The organism is Leuconostoc rapi (assembly GCF_016908715.1).
In the GTDB taxonomy this organism is placed as follows: domain Bacteria; phylum Bacillota; class Bacilli; order Lactobacillales; family Lactobacillaceae; genus Leuconostoc; species Leuconostoc rapi.
The window spans coordinates 1-15,401 of sequence record NZ_JAFBEK010000001.1; the positions used below are offsets into that span (position 1 = coordinate 1).

Sequence of the window (15,401 nt, forward strand, 5' to 3'; positions counted from 1 at the left end):
GCTCTATCACGCCGAAAGTAGTTGCCGGATCGCTGGCTGCGAGGATAGGAAGATGCGGTGCCATACATAGGGAGTACTCTGAGAGGGGTACTTTTTTTGCTGTAACGGCGTACATATACTTTATTAAGCAAATTTGTTATAATATAACTATTAGCTTTTAAAGGAGGTCAACATTTTATGGTTACAGTATTTTCTTCACCAAGTTGCACCTCATGCCGAAAAGCAAAGCAGTGGCTTGAATCCCATAATATTGACTATATTGAACGTGATGTAAATAAGTTACCATTGCGTGCTGATGAAGTTAAAGTACTATTACGATTAACTGAAGATGGTACAGAAGAGTTAATTTCTAAGCGTTCAAAAGTATACGCAGAATTAGATTTTGATCTTGATAGTATTTCAATTAATGAGTTTATAGACTTAATTGTGGCTAATCCTTCATTATTGAAACGACCAATTATCATGGATGAGCGTCGTATGCAAGTTGGGTATAATGATGATGAAATTCGTCGCTTTTTGCCAAAAGATGTGCGTCAACGTGAACTTATTCGTGCAACGTTTAAAGCTGATTTTGCAGATGTTGCTGAAGATTTAGTCGTTGAAAAAGATTAGTAATGATTAATTTTATAAGATATGAATGGTATATTTTCATGAAAGGGGAACACTAAATTATGGAAATGGAACGAATCAACGAAAATACAATTCGTGTTATGATTGAGAATAATGATTTAAAAGAACGCGGTATTTCGGTTATGGATTTACTTGGTAACCACGATAAAATTGAATCTTTCTTCTACAATATTTTATCTGAAGTTGATGTCGAACATGATTTTGGAGATGATGATCAAGTTAGCTTTCAAATTTTACCAAATCGGAATGGTCTAGAACTTTTTATTTCTAGAATTGATGATGAAAATCAAGTTGGAGATGCTATTAATAATTTAATGGCTTATGCTAAACATAAAGATGATGAAACTGATGAAGTTTCTGATGAACGTAAAACGGAGCTAAGGGAATCAGATGATGGCAGTGTGACATTGAACGAGGCTAATGAAGCAGCAACAGTAAAATCACCTGTCAATCGTATTGAAAGTAAATTTACATTGAAGTTGTCTGACTTCGAGTCAGTGATTTCAATTTCTCAATTTATTAAAGGCCCTGGAATCATTTCTAATTTGTATCGATATGCTTCTACGTTTTATTTAACAGTACAGTTTCCGTTAGATAATATCACTGATAAAATATTGAAAGATCAAAAATCGTTAGCTTTAGAGTTCGCGACTGAAAGTGACATTAAAGATGATGTTTTACGTGAGCATGGTGAAACTGTTATTAATAAAAATGCACTAGAGAAAATTAAGGATATTTTTTAAAAGACGCTCAAGGGTGTTTTTTTTTGTTATAATATAAGAATTGACGTTATTAGAAGAGGTAAGCAATGAATTTAATATTAACTGTTGTTATAGTAATCGCTGCGTGGGGTTTAGTAGCTCTTGGTAGTTGGTTATTTATCTTTTTATCGGTAAAGCAAGGTGGTCAATTGCTTAAACCTAAAGAGTTTGATGAAAAACTGAAGTCTGAAAGCGGACAGATTATTGATGTTCGTGAATCAGCAACATATAAACGTTCGCATATTATGGGCGCTCGAAACATACCATCTGTGAACTTTACACAAGGTAAGTCAGGTCTACGTAAAGATCGAGATATTTTTTTGTATGATAAGCGTTTGCGTGATGTTGCTCGAGTCAGTAAGGCATTACATAAACAAGGTTATGATAAAAATAAAGTCTTTATTTTGCGCGGTGGTTTTAGTCGATACGACGGTCAAAAAACCAGAGCATAGTTTTAAGTCTTAAAAGTTGTAGTTGAATTTATTCAACTACAACTTTTTTTATGTTTTAAAAAATAAAATAAAATAAAATAAAATAAAATAAAATAAAATAAAATCTAATTTAAAAATGTTAAGAAGTGCTTTAATTTTCATAAAACGAGCGTATAATAAAAGGTGTAATATGTAAGCGGTTACAAATAAAGGAGCCTGAATCATGCAATTTATTAATTATTTTAATCAAGATGCCTACACAAATATTGCTATGGATGCGTGGTTGTTAAAAAACTTACATCCTGATAAACCAATATTTTCTCTATGGCAAAATAAACGAGCAGTAATTGTTGGGGAAAATCAAAATACGTTTTCGGAAGTGAACGCGGATTATATTGACGCGCATGATATTCAAGTTGTTAGGCGGGTGTCAGGTGGTGGTGCAGTTTATCATGACCTTGGTAACATATGCTTTACGTTTTTTGTGCCGGTCGCAAGTAGTGCGCGTGTGGATTTTCGTCAATTTGTCAAACCAATGGCGGATGCTTTGGAGTCAGTTGGTATTCATGTTGATATATCAGGCAGAAATGATTTGGAAATTGATGGTAAAAAAATTTCAGGGAATGCACAACGATATGCTGGCGGCTATTTAATGCATCATGGTACATTACTTTGGAACACTAACGTTGATGCGATGGTTCGATCGTTGAACGTCGCTGATGAAAAATTCATATCGAAAGCAGCTAAATCTGTACGTTCACGTGTTGGAAATATTAAAGACTACGCACCAAAAGAGTTGACAATCGAAAAGTTTATCGCGCAGTTACAATATTATTTAACAAATGAAGGGGAAGATGAGGAATATAAATTATCTGAAACACAAAAAAATGATATTTTGAAATTACGTGATGAACAGTTCTCGCAGTGGTCTTGGAACTATGGTAAAAGTCCAAAATTCATGTACAATAATCATGCGAAATTTGATGGTGGTAGCATTGATACACAAATTGATGTTGAAGATGGTAAAATAACAGACATTAATTTCACCGGAGATTTTTTGGGTGTACGTGATTGGCGTGAAATGAAGGCACAATTTATTGGGTTGCCATTTACACGTCAAGCAGTTTCTCAAGTCTTAGAAAAAAATAAAGATGGGCAATATTTTGGCAGCATTACAATTGACGAGTTACTAGGAACTTTCTTTCAGAAAGATGAGGTAAGTAATAATGACTGATATAACAACGACAAATAAAGCAGTTCTTGATTTTGATCATCAAATTAAAGAACAAGCAGATGCTTTTCCAACATTAAGTGTTCTAAACAACAAGGGAGAAATTGTGGACAACGATGCCTTGGAAAGAGCAGCGTTGTCCGATGATGATTTCAAAAACATCATGAAGCGTATGTTATTAAGTCGTCAACTTGACATTCGATCCACAAAATTAGCAAAACAGGGGCGGTTTGGATTCTTTGCGCCAACGGCAGGACAAGAAGCTTCTCAAATGGCATCGTCTTATGCCTTTAATGATGATGATTGGCTAATGCCTGGTTATCGTGATATTCCTGAAATTATTGTTAAAGGATGGCCGATTTGGAAAGCTATTCTGTGGTCTAGAGGACATGTTTTAGGGAACGTTTTCACCACTGAGGATGGAAAACCTGTTAATTCCTGGATGCCACAAATTATTATTGGTGCGCAATATGTTGAAGCAGCCGGGATTGCTTTGGGATTGAAAAAACGTCAGAAAAATGCCGTGGCATATTCTTATACTGGCGATGGTGGTTCATCGCAAGGTGACTTTTATGAAGGTGTGAATTTTGCAGGTGCTTATAAGGCTAACGCTGTATTCTTTATACAAAACAACGGATTTGCAATTTCAACACCGCGTGAACTGCAAACAGCAGCAACGCACCTAGCCGCAAAAGGTTGGTCAGCGGGTGTGCCTAGTATAGTTGTTGATGGAAATGATCCAATTGCTGTATATTTGGCTTCAAAAGAGGCACGTGCTTGGGCCGTTAGTGGCAAGGGCCCAGTATTGATTGAAACACTGACGAATCGTTTAGAAGCTCATTCAACAGCGGGCGATGACCCATTGCGCTACCGTGAGCAAGATGATATTGATACTTGGTGGCAAAAAGAACCGTTACTTCGCATGCGTAAGTATATGACAGATAGGGGGATTTGGGATAGTAAGCAAGAAGAGGACTATGTTTCTGAGGTTAACGAACATATTGATAGTCAAATTAAAATTGCTGATGCTGTGTCTAAACAAAAAATATCTGACTTCGTGAAAAATACACTTGAAGTCCCTAGCTATGCGATGTCTGAACAAATTACCAAGTTGGAAAGTGAGGGGAAGTAACATGGCTGTTAAGAGTTATATTGACGCTACCCGAGAGGCAATGGATTTAGCGTTAGAAAAAGATAATAATGTCATTATTTTTGGTGAAGATGTTGGTAAAAACGGTGGTGTGTTTCGCGCAACAGATGGCCTGCAAGCTAAGTATGGCGATGAGCGCGTATTTAATACGCCTTTAGCAGAATCGGCAATTGGTGGATTGGCTATTGGTCTTACGACACAAGATTATCGACCAATTATGGAAATACAGTTCTTTGGTTTCGTTTTTGAAGTCATGGATTCTATCGCTGGACAAATGTCACGTAACCGTTTTCGTTTTAATGGCACACGACATATGCCAATTGTGGTTCGTGCGCCATATGGTGGTGGTACAAAAACGCCTGAAATGCATGCGGATAATTTAGAAGGAATGATGGCACAAATTCCAGGAATCCGTGTTGTGATGCCGGCTAATCCAGCCGATGCAAAGGGACTTCTCTTGAGTGCAGTTGCGTCTGACGATCCAGTTGTATTCTTAGAAAATTTACATCTTTATCGCTCATTAAAAGGAGAGGTGCCCGACGGATATTACACAACACCGTTGGATAAAGCAGCGGTCGCTCGTCCAGGCGAGGATGTATCTATTATTTCTTATGGTGGTGGTGTGCCAGTTGCTTTAAAGGCGGCAGATACGTTAGAAAAAAATGGTATTTCTGCTGAGGTATTGGATCTACGTACTGTTTCGCCACTTGATATTGAAAGTATAGGAGAAACAATTAGTAAAACCGGTCGCGTTGTGGTTGTTCAAGAAGCACAGCGAATGGCTGGTATTGGTGCAAATGTAATGAGTGAAATTTCTGAACGTTTTATATTACATTTAAAGGCACCAATTGGTCGTGTTGCTGCACCAGATTCGATTTATCCCTTTGGACAAGCAGAAAATGACTGGATGATTAAACCAGATGATGTTGTGGCTAAAGTAATGGAGGTTGTTAATTATGACTGAGATTTTTACAATGCCAGATATTGGTGAAGGTATGGCTGAAGGTGATATTACGTCGTGGCTTGTGAAAGTTGGTGATGTCGTCGCAATGGATGATCCCGTAGCCGAAGTACAAAACGATAAGTTACTGCAAGAAATTTTGTCGCCTTATGCTGGAAAAATCACGCATTTATATGTTGATGCAGGGACAACCGTCGAGGTTGGTGATCCATTAATTGAGTTTGATGGTGGTGGGACACCGAAACCTGATAGCAGTGCAAAAGTTGAGAACGAAACAACAGCCACGCCTTCTGAAAATGAGCTGCCTTTGGCAACATCAGACGATACGACTCAAACGGTTAAGGTGGCTAATGGTCATGTATTGGCTATGCCTTCTGTCCGTCACTTAGCATTTGAAAAGGGGATTGACCTAACTACCGTAACACCAACAGGGCGTCATGGCCATGTAACACTGTCTGATGTTGAGTCGTTTAATAAAGAAAACGTCAATGAAACAATTAAAAAGCAGTCAGTAGCGCCAATAGAAGTACCAATTCAGCAAGATCAGACTACGCAATCAAATGATACTGCTTCAAAAATACCTGAAGCCGTGGTTCATGAGGGTCGCCAACCAATGTCGCCAACTCGTCGTGCAATTGCTAAAGCAATGGGTGCTCAAAACGCGACGATTCCTTCAGTGACTAATTTTGATACTGTTGAAGTTAGTCAATTGGTTGCACATCGCAGCAGTTTCAAGGCGCAAGCACAAGCAGATGGTATTCGCCTAACTTATCTGGCATATGCTGTGAAAGCATTGGCAGCAACTGCCAAGAAATTCCCTGAGATCAATGCGAGTGTTGATATGGATACAAGCGAAATCATTTATCATGAAGATGTTAATATGGGTATTGCTGTCAATGCACCTTCGGGTCTATATGTACCAGTTATTATGCATGCGGATCAGAAATCTATTTTGACAATTGCTAAAGAAATTGTGTCATTGTCTGAGGCTGTACGTGACGGTTCGATAACGTCTAAACAAATGAGAGGTAGCACAATTACGATTTCTAACCTTGGTTCAGCTCGTGGCACATGGTTTACACCGATTATTAATGGCAAAGAAGTAGCTATTTTAGGATTGGGAACGATTGTAAAAGAACCAATCATTGATGAAAATGGTGATATTGTCATAGGACAAAACATGAAGTTATCGTTGAGTTATGATCATCGTTTGATTGATGGTATGTTAGGACAAACAGCTCTCAACTATTTAAAGCAGCTGTTGGCTGATCCAGCGTATATGCTGATGGAGGTTTAATTATGGTTGTTGGTGCACAAGCACGAGATGTTGATACGATTATTATCGGTTCTGGACCTGGTGGTTATGTTGCAGCTATTCGTGCAGCTGAATTGGGTCAAAAAGTGACTATTGTGGAACGTGATGAGATTGGTGGTGTTTGCTTAAATATTGGATGTATCCCTTCAAAAGCATTAATTAATGTTGGGCATCATTATCGTGAAGCAACTTCCGAAACACCTTTTGGATTGGTGACAGAAGACGTCACACTTGATTGGTCTAAAGCACAGAGTTGGAAACAAAATACAGTGGTGAACACACTAACTTCTGGTGTGAAAATGTTACTTAAGAAACATCATGTAGAAATAATTAAAGGTGAAGCAACATTTAATGATAATGAGACCGTTAATATTGTACAAGACGATGGACATGAATTATTACAGTTTAACAATGCGATTATTGCAACAGGGTCTCGACCAATAGAGATTCCAAGTATGCCATTTGGTGATCGTATTATTGATTCCACTGGTGCTTTATCACTTGAAAAAATTCCTGAAAAACTGATTATTGTTGGTGGCGGTGTTATTGGATCTGAACTAGGTGGGGTTTATGCTAATTTGGGCACCAAAGTGACAATCATAGAGGGGTTAGATCATACGTTAAATGGCTTTGATCATGAAATGATAAAACCGGTATTGGATGACTTTAAAAAACACGGTGGTGAAGTAGTGACCTCAGCAACGGCCAAATCTGCCGTACAAACGGCAGATAATGTCACGTTAAGCTATGAAGTTGATGGTGAAGAGCAGCGTGTTACTGGCGATTATCTTTTGGTAGCGGTTGGTCGGTGCATGAATACTGATGCGATCGGTTTAAACAATACTGATGTGAAACTAACTGAACGCGGTGTCATTGAAGTGGCGGAAAATATGCAAACGCATGTACCACATATCTTTGCAATTGGTGATATTACGGCGGGGCCACAATTAGCTCACAAGGCTAGTTTTCAAGGAAAGATCGCTGCTGCGGCAATTTCTGGTGACAAACAGGCACGCGATTTACACTATTCATTACCCGCTGTCGCTTATACGCAATTTGAATTAGCTACAACAGGTGAAAATTTAGAGACGGTTAAATCTGACAACTTAGATGTAAAAATATCAAAGTTTCCTTTTGCTGGTAATGGTCGTGCCATTTCAATGAATGATACCACGGGGTTCATCCGTCTGATTAGTGATAAAGCTACAAATGCGCTATTGGGTGCGCAAATCGTTGGTCCAAGTGCCTCTGATTTAATTTCAGAATTGTCCTTGGCTATTGAAAATGGTTTAACGACAAATGATATTTCGTTAACCATTCATCCACACCCAACGCTGGGTGAAGCAATCATGGACACAGCAGAGCTAGCTGATGGGTTACCTATTCATATTTAATCAAATAATAATAAAAATAAACACGCCGTCACAACTGTGATGGCGTGTTTGGGATCGTAATAGGTTGGTGATTTATGTCAAAATTCAAAACAAACGATGATGTTAAGTTAGATTACAATGTGTATGGTGAAGGGCAACCTGTTATAATGGTTGCTGGATATTCTGGCAATCAAGCAACATGGGCGCCTGAAATTGACCCTTTTGTAGCATCAGGATTACAGGTCATTACGTATGACCGACGAAACCATGGAGAAAGTGATATTGTTGATTATGGCATGCGTATATCACGTCATGGACAGGATTTAGCGGAATTAATAACGTTTCTAGGTATCGAAAAACCTATATTAGTTGGTCACTCCATGGGAGCTAGTACAATTTGGGCTTACGAATCGCTATATGGGGATGACAACTTGCGTGCTGTTGTTACAGAGGATCAGATACCCAAGATGTTACGTGATGATAGTTGGCCTTTTGGTCTTTTTAACGCCGATCAGCATCATTTCTTTGAGGCGATAGAGGCGCTACCGCGCACTAAGCTAACACGTGCCAAAATATCTACTGATATTAAACGTGAGATTGGCAAAGCATATCATCCTTTTGATTTTAGTTATAATGAGCCATTGTTGATAGACAGTTTGATGCAGGACTGGCGTGATGTTGTTAGACGTGAACATATACCACATTTGTTTATTGCTGGCAGTCAATCTTCGTTATGGTCATCTGACCATGCACAGGCGGTGGCCGAAATGAGTTCTCTTGGTTATAGCCATATTGTGTCTGGCGCAGGGCATATACCACATATTGAGATGCCAGATGAATTTAATCAGGTTGTCCTAGAGTTTATTTCCGAATTAATCAGATAACACAGGTCGATTTTTTTATATGAAGGATTGATTCAAGCAAATTATAATTCGTTTTTTATAAAAGCAATACAAAAAATCCTGGTAAAATCTCAATTTGAGATTTTACTAGGATTTTAATTTTTTTAAATAACGACCCATTTTTTAAAAACGTGATTGGTGAGCAGCCACACTACGACGGATAGCTTGTTTTGATACTTCTTCATGATGTGCTTCGCTTTTTTGTGCTGGCTTGACAACAGTGTGGCGGTAGCTGAGTGCAGTAGTTGCAGCCACTGCGGCTGAACTCAAAATTCCAACGATGACACCTGATTTGAATGATTTCATAATATTAACCACTTCTTTCTTAAGTTTTCTTAAACTCTATTATCAACTATTTTGACGCATTTGTAAATGAATTTAGTATAATAAACTTATGACAAGTAAAACACAAATTATTGCACATCGAGGATACCGTGTCGTAGCCCCAGAAAATACATTACCAGCATTTGAAGCAGCCTTGGCCTATCAACCAGATATGCTTGAGATGGATGTCCATCGCACTAAAGATGGACACCTTGTGGTGATTCATGATGAAAAAGTTGATCGAACGACAAATGGTATAGGGTATGTTAAAGATTTAACATTAGCTGAACTTAAAATGCTTGACGCGGGCAGCTACAAAGAGCCGAAAATGCCAGGTGTACGGATACCAACTTTTGATGAGTTTTTATCATTTTTACAGCGTGTGGATTTTTCCAAAACACTTATTTTAGAAATTAAGACGGATCATGTTGATTATCCAGGCATTGAGCAAGATATTCTTGACAGTGTTGCCCATTATCAGCCCAAATATCACATTTTGTATCAGAGTTTTAATTTAGATACTTTAAAAAAAATCCGTCGGTTACAAACAGATGCAGATATTGCTGCTTTGGTTTTTTGGCCTACACCCAAAGTTTATTGGTTAAAATGGCGTGGTATTTTTGATTATATACACCTCGATATTCGTTTATTGAAAAAAAGAGGCCATTTTTTTTGGCGTCCAAAACAACACATGAGGACTTGGACAGTTGATAATGAAGCTGATATGCGGCGTGTATTCAAAGCTGGTTTAAGGGGGATTATCACAAATCAAGTGGCATTGGCAACAAGAATACGATCGGAAATACAAGGTGAGAATCATGACTAAAATTGTTGTTATTGCAGGACCGACAGCATCTGGTAAAAGTAGTTTAGCTATTGATATGGCTCAGAGGTTCGATGGTGAAATCATTTCAGCAGACGCCATGCAAATTTATCGTGAGTTAGATATTGGTACAGCCAAAGTTACAGATGAAGAACGCGAGTTAGTGCCACATCATCTAATTGACATTGTAAATATGACAGATCAATTTTCTGTCGCTGAGTTTGTTAAACAAGCAGATAACGTGATTGCAGATATTATTTCTCGTGATAAGTTACCAATTGTTGCAGGCGGTACTGGATTTTATATAAAAGCATTGCTTGGCCAACAGCCACTCGATTTTGTTGCAAGTGATGAGCAAGAAGTTGCTGTATTAAAGCAACGTGAGTTAGATGATTTAATAGTTGAGTTACGAACACGCGACGAGAGATTAGCAAATAAAGTGGATCAACATAATAAGCAGCGAGTCATTCGCGCAATTCAAATTGCGCGTCATGGGGCACATGACGTAGACCAGACGCGTCCTAAATACGATCCGTTAGTTGTTGGTATTGATTGGCCACGTGACATTTTATATGCGCGGATTAATTCACGCGCGCAAATCATGATTGAGAATGGCTTGTTAACTGAAGCGCAATCGATTTTAGATGCTGGTGGTGAGAACATTCAAGCGGGTAAGGCGATTGGTTATAAAGAATTTTTTCCATACCTACAAGGCGAATTGCCATTAAAAGATGCCATATCTCAAATGCAACAAGATTCAAGACGCTATGCTAAACGGCAACTTACCTATCTTAGGCATCAAATACCGGGATTAATTTGGATTGATGGTGCGCAAGCAGGGACAGAATTAGCAGCGCGTATTAAATATTGGGTATCAAAAAATTAATATGAAAAAAATATTTTTCAGAGAAACCATAGGCAGTATGGTTATGGCAATTGTATATTTTATAGGTATTTTTGTGTTTTCTTTGCTGTTTAAACAAAAGTTTAACTTTTATGACACGATAATTGATAGTTTGATTTTTACAATTATTATGACCGTGTTGTCAATTGTAATCAATAGATATTTTTATTCTGATAGAAAATAATGGTTGAGTATAAAGAGTTATGCGATCTTAACAAAAATAAGGACATTCATGTTTGATTATCACGGATGTCCTTATTTTTTATTGACGCAGCATTATATCTCCAATGCGGTATATTCGTCTGTAGCTAATTGTTCAGTTTGGTCTAATTGTAACATTTGCGCTTGATTAATTTCTTTGTAAAGTGCACTCGCCATCGGTTGGACAATCGTACCTTCAGAAACACCTTGTTGCACAAAGTCATACTCATATTGGAATGCTTTAATGTAAAGTGCACTGCTAACGGGTACAGATTCGTGCTTGTAATCACGTTTTACGCGATTAAAGAAGTGATTCATTGTTTCGCGAACGAAATAAATGTGGTTATTATCACTTTGCTGGTCAGCAAGACGTTGACGTAATGTATCATCTAAATAGGTGTCTGTGGCATGAGTCAGGTCGCTGTTGAGCGCTATGAGTTCATCACGTGTGTCAGTCCATTTTTTGATGTTGGCAGCAAATGTGGGATCAGTTTTTAATTTATTTTTTCGGAAACGATCGCGTTGCGCACGTGTAATAACGCCATTGGCAAGGTGCCAAGTTGATTCACGAGCATATCGACGTAATGTACGTTTAAGTTGATGTTTGAACGATTTCGTTTGCTTAGGACCATTGTTACGTGTGTGCTGTAAAATTTTAGCATATATATTAATGACGTTTGTGCTGTATCTTTTAGTGGTAGAGTCACTACGAATATACATTAGAGCAAAATCTTGTGTGTCCGCTAATAATTCAAGAAATTGCGGTGAAGCGTTTTTTCTATCATCCAGCATGAATAATTTATTTTTTTGTGACTGAAGTTGTGTTGATAGTGTTTCACGCACATTATGATCTGATACATGGTCAAGAATTTTAAGTGAAGCGAAGTCTATCATTTTATCACGTGTTTTGTTGATATCAATTGCTGTGTATGATTCGATTTTTGTAGGTAACTGTAATGGCAAGACAATGGCACTAACAAGCATACTAATTAAAATGACTAAGGTTGCTACAATAATGAGTGTTTCTCGGTAAGGAAATGCATGACCTGCAATTTTGTAAGGTAAGGAAAAGGCCATAGCTAATGTGACAGTGCCATGAACACCACTAATAGCGAAAATACGAGCATAAAACTTATGTTGACTATTATTACGATCGCCAAAAAACAGTGCGAAGCTGCTTGGTTTATGATGATTTTGTTTATCATTACTGTCGCGCAGAGCCCAAATGTATCGCAAGATCAGCATGATGACATAAATCAGAACACTCAATGCTGTGAGTTGTAATGTACCAAACATACCAATTTTTGTGATTGATAGCCACACGCCAGGTAAAGAAACACCTAAAATCAGGAAAACAACAGCATTCAAAACATCTGCAATGGTCTGCCAAATCGTACGCGAGGTTAATTGCACAGTTGTCGAAGTCAAACGCAAGCGACTCGACTCCCAATTGTGCACCATGCCAGTGGCAATAACCGCCAAGATACCAGAAGTTCCTAAGTGTTCAGCTAGTAAGTAGACGGCGAATGGCGTTAGTAAACTAATGGGGATGATCGTTGTTTCCGGGTTTGATGCGCGCTGTTGTAAATTAACGCGTAATGCCACAATAAGTAAACCTAAAATGGTCCCAACAAGAACACCACCGATTGCTACAAATAAAAAATGTTCTAGCCCATGAACAACTGAAAATGTGCCTTGTGATAAAACTGATAGTGCTAAATCTAACATTACTAAACCAGTAGCATCATTAAAAAGTGATTCGAGCTCCAATGCTTCGCCAACACCCGCGGGCATATCAGTACCTGCTGTTAATGATTTGACGGCTACGGCATCAGTAGGTGTGACGATAGCAGCTAGTGTAATAGCTAGAGGTAGTGTCCAAGTGACTTCGATGTGGTTGGTAATAACACCCACAACAAGTGTTGTGACGACAGCTAAAACAACAGATAATAGCCAAATACCTTCGAACCGTTGTCTTATTTTGGCAAATGATTGTTTTTGACCGTCAATAAACATGATAGGAGCAATAATCATCAACATAAAAAACTCAGGTTCTAGTTCAAAATTTTTGAAAATGGGTGTAAAAGACATACCAATACCAACAGTAATTAAAATAAATGCCTCAGGTATTTTTGGAACAAACTCTTTAATGATATTGGTCGCAATGACACCAATCAAAAGTAAAGCTAGGGTGTATAAAGTACTCATGTTACTCCTTGTCAATTATTATATGGTTTACTGGGTCAAAGTAATTAGCCGTGAGAAAATGTCTTTCAACCCATCATAGGGAATCGCGTAATTGAAGTGTAGACGAGATTCGAATATTTTTTGGCAAAAGCGCATGTTCTGTCATAATCATATTTAATTTTTCGGCAGCAGTACGTCCAATTTCTTGAGGATTTTGTGAAATAGAGGTAATCTCTGGTGAGATCATATCTGCAAATTGGTCATCATCGTAGCCAATTAGTCCGATGTCCTCAGGTACACGTAACTGATTTGTTTTTAAAAAGCGGACAGCAGACCATAGTACTTGACCATTAAGCGCAAAAATGGCTGTGCGATGATGATTAACTATGGTCGTTTTTAATTGGGATTGCCAATTAAAATCATCAATTTCAATCAAGTGAACTGTTATTTGACTACCGGTTAAACCTGCTTTTAAGCCGTTATAGCGATTCATACGACTTGATACACCAGTAATACGATTTGCTAAGACGATGACTGTATCATACTGTTTTGTCTTAAGTATTTTAGCGAGGTCAACTGATTTTTGAAAATTATCAGAGACAACGGCTGGCCAAGTAAAAGGTTCTGTGTAACGATCGACCTGTACTACTGGTGTTTTTTGATCGATTAAAAATTGATAATGATCGGGTTGATGAACTAAGGGTTGTAAAATAATGCCGTCTACTTGTTCTGTCATCATTTTCTCTAAATTACTTAATTCGCGATCAACGTTGTCATCAGCATCCATAATTAAAACTTGATAATGCGTGTTTTGAAAATAATCACCGATACCTTTTAGCAAACGAGAGGTGTACATATTAGAAATATCAGCAACAGAGACGCCAATTAAAAAAGAATTACGTGCTTTCAGGGCTTGTGCTTGCCTATTCGGACGATAATCGAGCTCGGCAATTGTTTGTTCAATACGAACCTTTGTCGTTTTTGACATATTGTCGAATTTATCATTTAAATAACGAGAAATTGTTGTTTTTGAAACGCCAGCTTTTGCAGCAATATCGTTAATTGTGATTTTTTTATCCATGAAGATATTATACGCCAAATTAAAAATAAGGGCTTGACAAAAATCTGGAAGCGTTTACAATAGGTTTTGTAAACCGGTTTCCGAAAACGTTAAACCAAAAGAGGATAAATGATGACAAAAGAAAAAATGAGTATTAATCCTGAGAAGTTTGCCTTACAGTTTATTGCGTCTGTCAATTTTGACTTTGATGAAACAGAACTTGAGAACATGGCGAAAAAAGAGTTAGCAGCTTATCTGTCTGCTTATTTTCTTGCTGAAAAATTTAATAAAATTGAAAGCAAAAATTTTGATAAATCACAATCACCTGATTTATCAGACTTAGGTTTTGATGCGTTATTGAAACATGTTGCAGATTTAAATCAATATTAAGGAGTGTATCATGAAAAAATCACAAATCGTTTTGAACCATTTAGTATTCGCATCCGACCGTGAAAATGGTGAACAACAATTAGATATGTTAAAAAAAGTCGTTGGTTTTGGTATTGAATCTGCTGAATTACGGCGTGAATACTTTGACAACATCATTGCAGAAGCACCGGCAATATCAGCATATGCTAAAATGAAAAATCTACGTCTTTTTTACTCGGTACCTGATGACTTGTTTGTTAATCATCGCGTTAATCCAAAGTTGAGTCAATATTATGATGAGGCCATTCAGCTAGGTGTGACTGTCATCAAGTTCAATACGGGAGACTTTGATATTTTATTGCCAGAAGATATTGCGACATTAGAAAAATTATTGCAAATGGGGATTCAAACAAATATTGAAAACGACCAGACGCAGACATCTGGTAAAATGCGCGCCATTGAAAAATTTATGGTCGCAGCTCATGCCGCAAATCTTGCTATTGGTTATGTTTATGATATGGGGAATTGGCGATATGTAGGGGAAGACGAGATGACAGCAGCAAAACAATTATCATCATACGTTAAATATATTCATGTGAAAGATGATAGAGGTGCTGGGGATCAGTTAGTTACTGTGCCATTAAACGATGGGGATATTGCATGGCAAGAGATTCTGCATATATTACCACAAAATGTTCCAGTGGCTATCGAGTATACCACTGAAAATGACCAGACGATTGTTGATGCGATTCAAGCACTTAAAGTGTTTAATTGAGGTA

General features: G+C 37.8%; 16 protein-coding genes. 13 read left to right on the forward strand and 3 right to left on the reverse strand.

Features of this window, described 5'->3' with window-relative positions:
- Nucleotides 1-177 precede the first annotated feature (177 nt).
- The 9 genes from spx (at nt 178) to JOD28_RS00045 (ending at nt 8,736) form a co-directional block, all read left to right on the forward strand.
- Nucleotides 178-612, forward strand: coding sequence for a transcriptional regulator Spx (gene spx, locus JOD28_RS00005; protein ID WP_204768879.1), 435 nt, complete (start codon nt 178-180; stop codon nt 610-612).
- 59 nt (nt 613-671) lie between these two features.
- Nucleotides 672-1,373 (forward strand): adaptor protein MecA, encoded by a 702-nt coding sequence (locus JOD28_RS00010; RefSeq protein WP_204768880.1) that lies wholly within the window; start codon nt 672-674, stop codon nt 1,371-1,373.
- A 65-nt stretch (nt 1,374-1,438) separates the two neighbouring features.
- Entirely contained in the window at nt 1,439-1,843 is a 405-nt protein-coding gene (locus tag JOD28_RS00015) for a rhodanese-like domain-containing protein (protein WP_204768881.1), read from the forward strand.
- Between the two features lie 202 nt (nt 1,844-2,045).
- A complete protein-coding gene (locus JOD28_RS00020) occupies nt 2,046-3,056 on the forward strand; it encodes a lipoate--protein ligase (protein WP_204768882.1) in 1,011 nt (336 codons plus the stop codon).
- On the forward strand, nt 3,049-4,185 hold the full coding sequence (locus JOD28_RS00025; RefSeq protein WP_204768883.1) for a thiamine pyrophosphate-dependent enzyme: 1,137 nt from the start codon (nt 3,049-3,051) through the stop codon (nt 4,183-4,185). The genes JOD28_RS00020 and JOD28_RS00025 overlap by 8 nt, the downstream gene beginning before the upstream one ends.
- Before the next feature lies 1 nt (nt 4,186).
- A complete protein-coding gene (locus tag JOD28_RS00030; RefSeq protein ID WP_204768884.1) occupies nt 4,187-5,167 on the forward strand; it encodes an alpha-ketoacid dehydrogenase subunit beta in 981 nt (326 codons plus the stop codon).
- Complete coding sequence (locus JOD28_RS00035; RefSeq protein WP_204768885.1) at nt 5,160-6,461, forward strand: 2-oxo acid dehydrogenase subunit E2; 1,302 nt, start codon at nt 5,160-5,162, stop codon at nt 6,459-6,461. The genes JOD28_RS00030 and JOD28_RS00035 overlap by 8 nt, the downstream gene beginning before the upstream one ends.
- A 2-nt stretch (nt 6,462-6,463) precedes the next feature.
- Complete coding sequence (gene lpdA, locus JOD28_RS00040) at nt 6,464-7,873, forward strand: dihydrolipoyl dehydrogenase (protein WP_204768886.1); 1,410 nt, start codon at nt 6,464-6,466, stop codon at nt 7,871-7,873.
- Nucleotides 7,874-7,947: 74 nt separating this feature from the next.
- Nucleotides 7,948-8,736, forward strand: a complete 789-nt coding sequence (locus tag JOD28_RS00045; protein WP_204768887.1) for an alpha/beta fold hydrolase — start codon at nt 7,948-7,950, stop codon at nt 8,734-8,736.
- 141 nt (nt 8,737-8,877) lie between these two features.
- Here the strand turns inward: JOD28_RS00045 and JOD28_RS00050 are convergent, their stop codons facing one another.
- Entirely contained in the window at nt 8,878-9,060 is a 183-nt protein-coding gene (locus tag JOD28_RS00050; RefSeq protein ID WP_204768888.1) for a DUF3042 family protein, read from the reverse strand.
- An 88-nt stretch (nt 9,061-9,148) separates the two neighbouring features.
- Here JOD28_RS00050 and JOD28_RS00055 point away from each other — a divergent pair, with 88 nt between their 5' ends.
- Nucleotides 9,149-9,904 (forward strand): glycerophosphodiester phosphodiesterase family protein, encoded by a 756-nt coding sequence (locus JOD28_RS00055; protein WP_204768889.1) that lies wholly within the window; start codon nt 9,149-9,151, stop codon nt 9,902-9,904.
- Nucleotides 9,897-10,787, forward strand: coding sequence for a tRNA (adenosine(37)-N6)-dimethylallyltransferase MiaA (gene miaA / locus JOD28_RS00060; protein ID WP_204768890.1), 891 nt, complete (start codon nt 9,897-9,899; stop codon nt 10,785-10,787). Before JOD28_RS00055 ends, miaA begins: the two co-directional genes overlap by 8 nt.
- A 294-nt stretch (nt 10,788-11,081) precedes the next feature.
- On the opposite strand, the gene JOD28_RS00065 is transcribed toward miaA, so the two are convergent.
- Entirely contained in the window at nt 11,082-13,214 is a 2,133-nt protein-coding gene (locus JOD28_RS00065; protein WP_204768891.1) for a cation:proton antiporter, read from the reverse strand.
- Nucleotides 13,215-13,287: 73 nt separating this feature from the next.
- Nucleotides 13,288-14,274 (reverse strand): LacI family DNA-binding transcriptional regulator, encoded by a 987-nt coding sequence (locus JOD28_RS00070; protein ID WP_204768892.1) that lies wholly within the window; start codon nt 14,272-14,274, stop codon nt 13,288-13,290.
- 111 nt (nt 14,275-14,385) lie between these two features.
- Between JOD28_RS00070 and JOD28_RS00075 the strand changes: the two genes are divergently transcribed.
- Both JOD28_RS00075 and JOD28_RS00080 read left to right on the forward strand, forming a co-directional pair.
- Nucleotides 14,386-14,643: a hypothetical protein gene (locus JOD28_RS00075; RefSeq protein WP_204768893.1), complete on the forward strand. Its 258-nt coding sequence runs from the start codon at nt 14,386-14,388 to the stop codon at nt 14,641-14,643.
- 10 nt (nt 14,644-14,653) lie between these two features.
- The gene (locus JOD28_RS00080) at nt 14,654-15,397 is read left to right on the forward strand and encodes a sugar phosphate isomerase/epimerase family protein (RefSeq protein WP_204768894.1); all 744 of its coding nucleotides are present in this window, start codon (nt 14,654-14,656) and stop codon (nt 15,395-15,397) included.
- The last annotated feature ends 4 nt before the right edge of the window (nt 15,398-15,401 follow it).

Excerpts from the sequence above, each read along its gene's own strand:
- spx (WP_204768879.1), top strand. The coding sequence starts at position 178 with ATGGTTACAGTATTTTCTTCACCAAGTTGCACCTCATGCCGAAAAGCA.
- JOD28_RS00010 (WP_204768880.1), top strand. The coding sequence starts at position 672 with ATGGAAATGGAACGAATCAACGAAAATACAATTCGTGTTATGATTGAG.
- JOD28_RS00015 (WP_204768881.1), top strand. The coding sequence starts at position 1,439 with ATGAATTTAATATTAACTGTTGTTATAGTAATCGCTGCGTGGGGTTTA.
- JOD28_RS00020 (WP_204768882.1), top strand. The coding sequence starts at position 2,046 with ATGCAATTTATTAATTATTTTAATCAAGATGCCTACACAAATATTGCT.
- JOD28_RS00025 (WP_204768883.1), top strand. The coding sequence starts at position 3,049 with ATGACTGATATAACAACGACAAATAAAGCAGTTCTTGATTTTGATCAT.
- JOD28_RS00030 (WP_204768884.1), top strand. The coding sequence starts at position 4,187 with ATGGCTGTTAAGAGTTATATTGACGCTACCCGAGAGGCAATGGATTTA.
- JOD28_RS00035 (WP_204768885.1), top strand. The coding sequence starts at position 5,160 with ATGACTGAGATTTTTACAATGCCAGATATTGGTGAAGGTATGGCTGAA.
- lpdA (WP_204768886.1), top strand. The coding sequence starts at position 6,464 with ATGGTTGTTGGTGCACAAGCACGAGATGTTGATACGATTATTATCGGT.
- JOD28_RS00045 (WP_204768887.1), top strand. The coding sequence starts at position 7,948 with ATGTCAAAATTCAAAACAAACGATGATGTTAAGTTAGATTACAATGTG.
- JOD28_RS00050 (WP_204768888.1), bottom strand. The coding sequence starts at position 9,060 with ATGAAATCATTCAAATCAGGTGTCATCGTTGGAATTTTGAGTTCAGCC.
- JOD28_RS00055 (WP_204768889.1), top strand. The coding sequence starts at position 9,149 with ATGACAAGTAAAACACAAATTATTGCACATCGAGGATACCGTGTCGTA.
- miaA (WP_204768890.1), top strand. The coding sequence starts at position 9,897 with ATGACTAAAATTGTTGTTATTGCAGGACCGACAGCATCTGGTAAAAGT.
- JOD28_RS00065 (WP_204768891.1), bottom strand. The coding sequence starts at position 13,214 with ATGAGTACTTTATACACCCTAGCTTTACTTTTGATTGGTGTCATTGCG.
- JOD28_RS00070 (WP_204768892.1), bottom strand. The coding sequence starts at position 14,274 with ATGGATAAAAAAATCACAATTAACGATATTGCTGCAAAAGCTGGCGTT.
- JOD28_RS00075 (WP_204768893.1), top strand. The coding sequence starts at position 14,386 with ATGACAAAAGAAAAAATGAGTATTAATCCTGAGAAGTTTGCCTTACAG.
- JOD28_RS00080 (WP_204768894.1), top strand. The coding sequence starts at position 14,654 with ATGAAAAAATCACAAATCGTTTTGAACCATTTAGTATTCGCATCCGAC.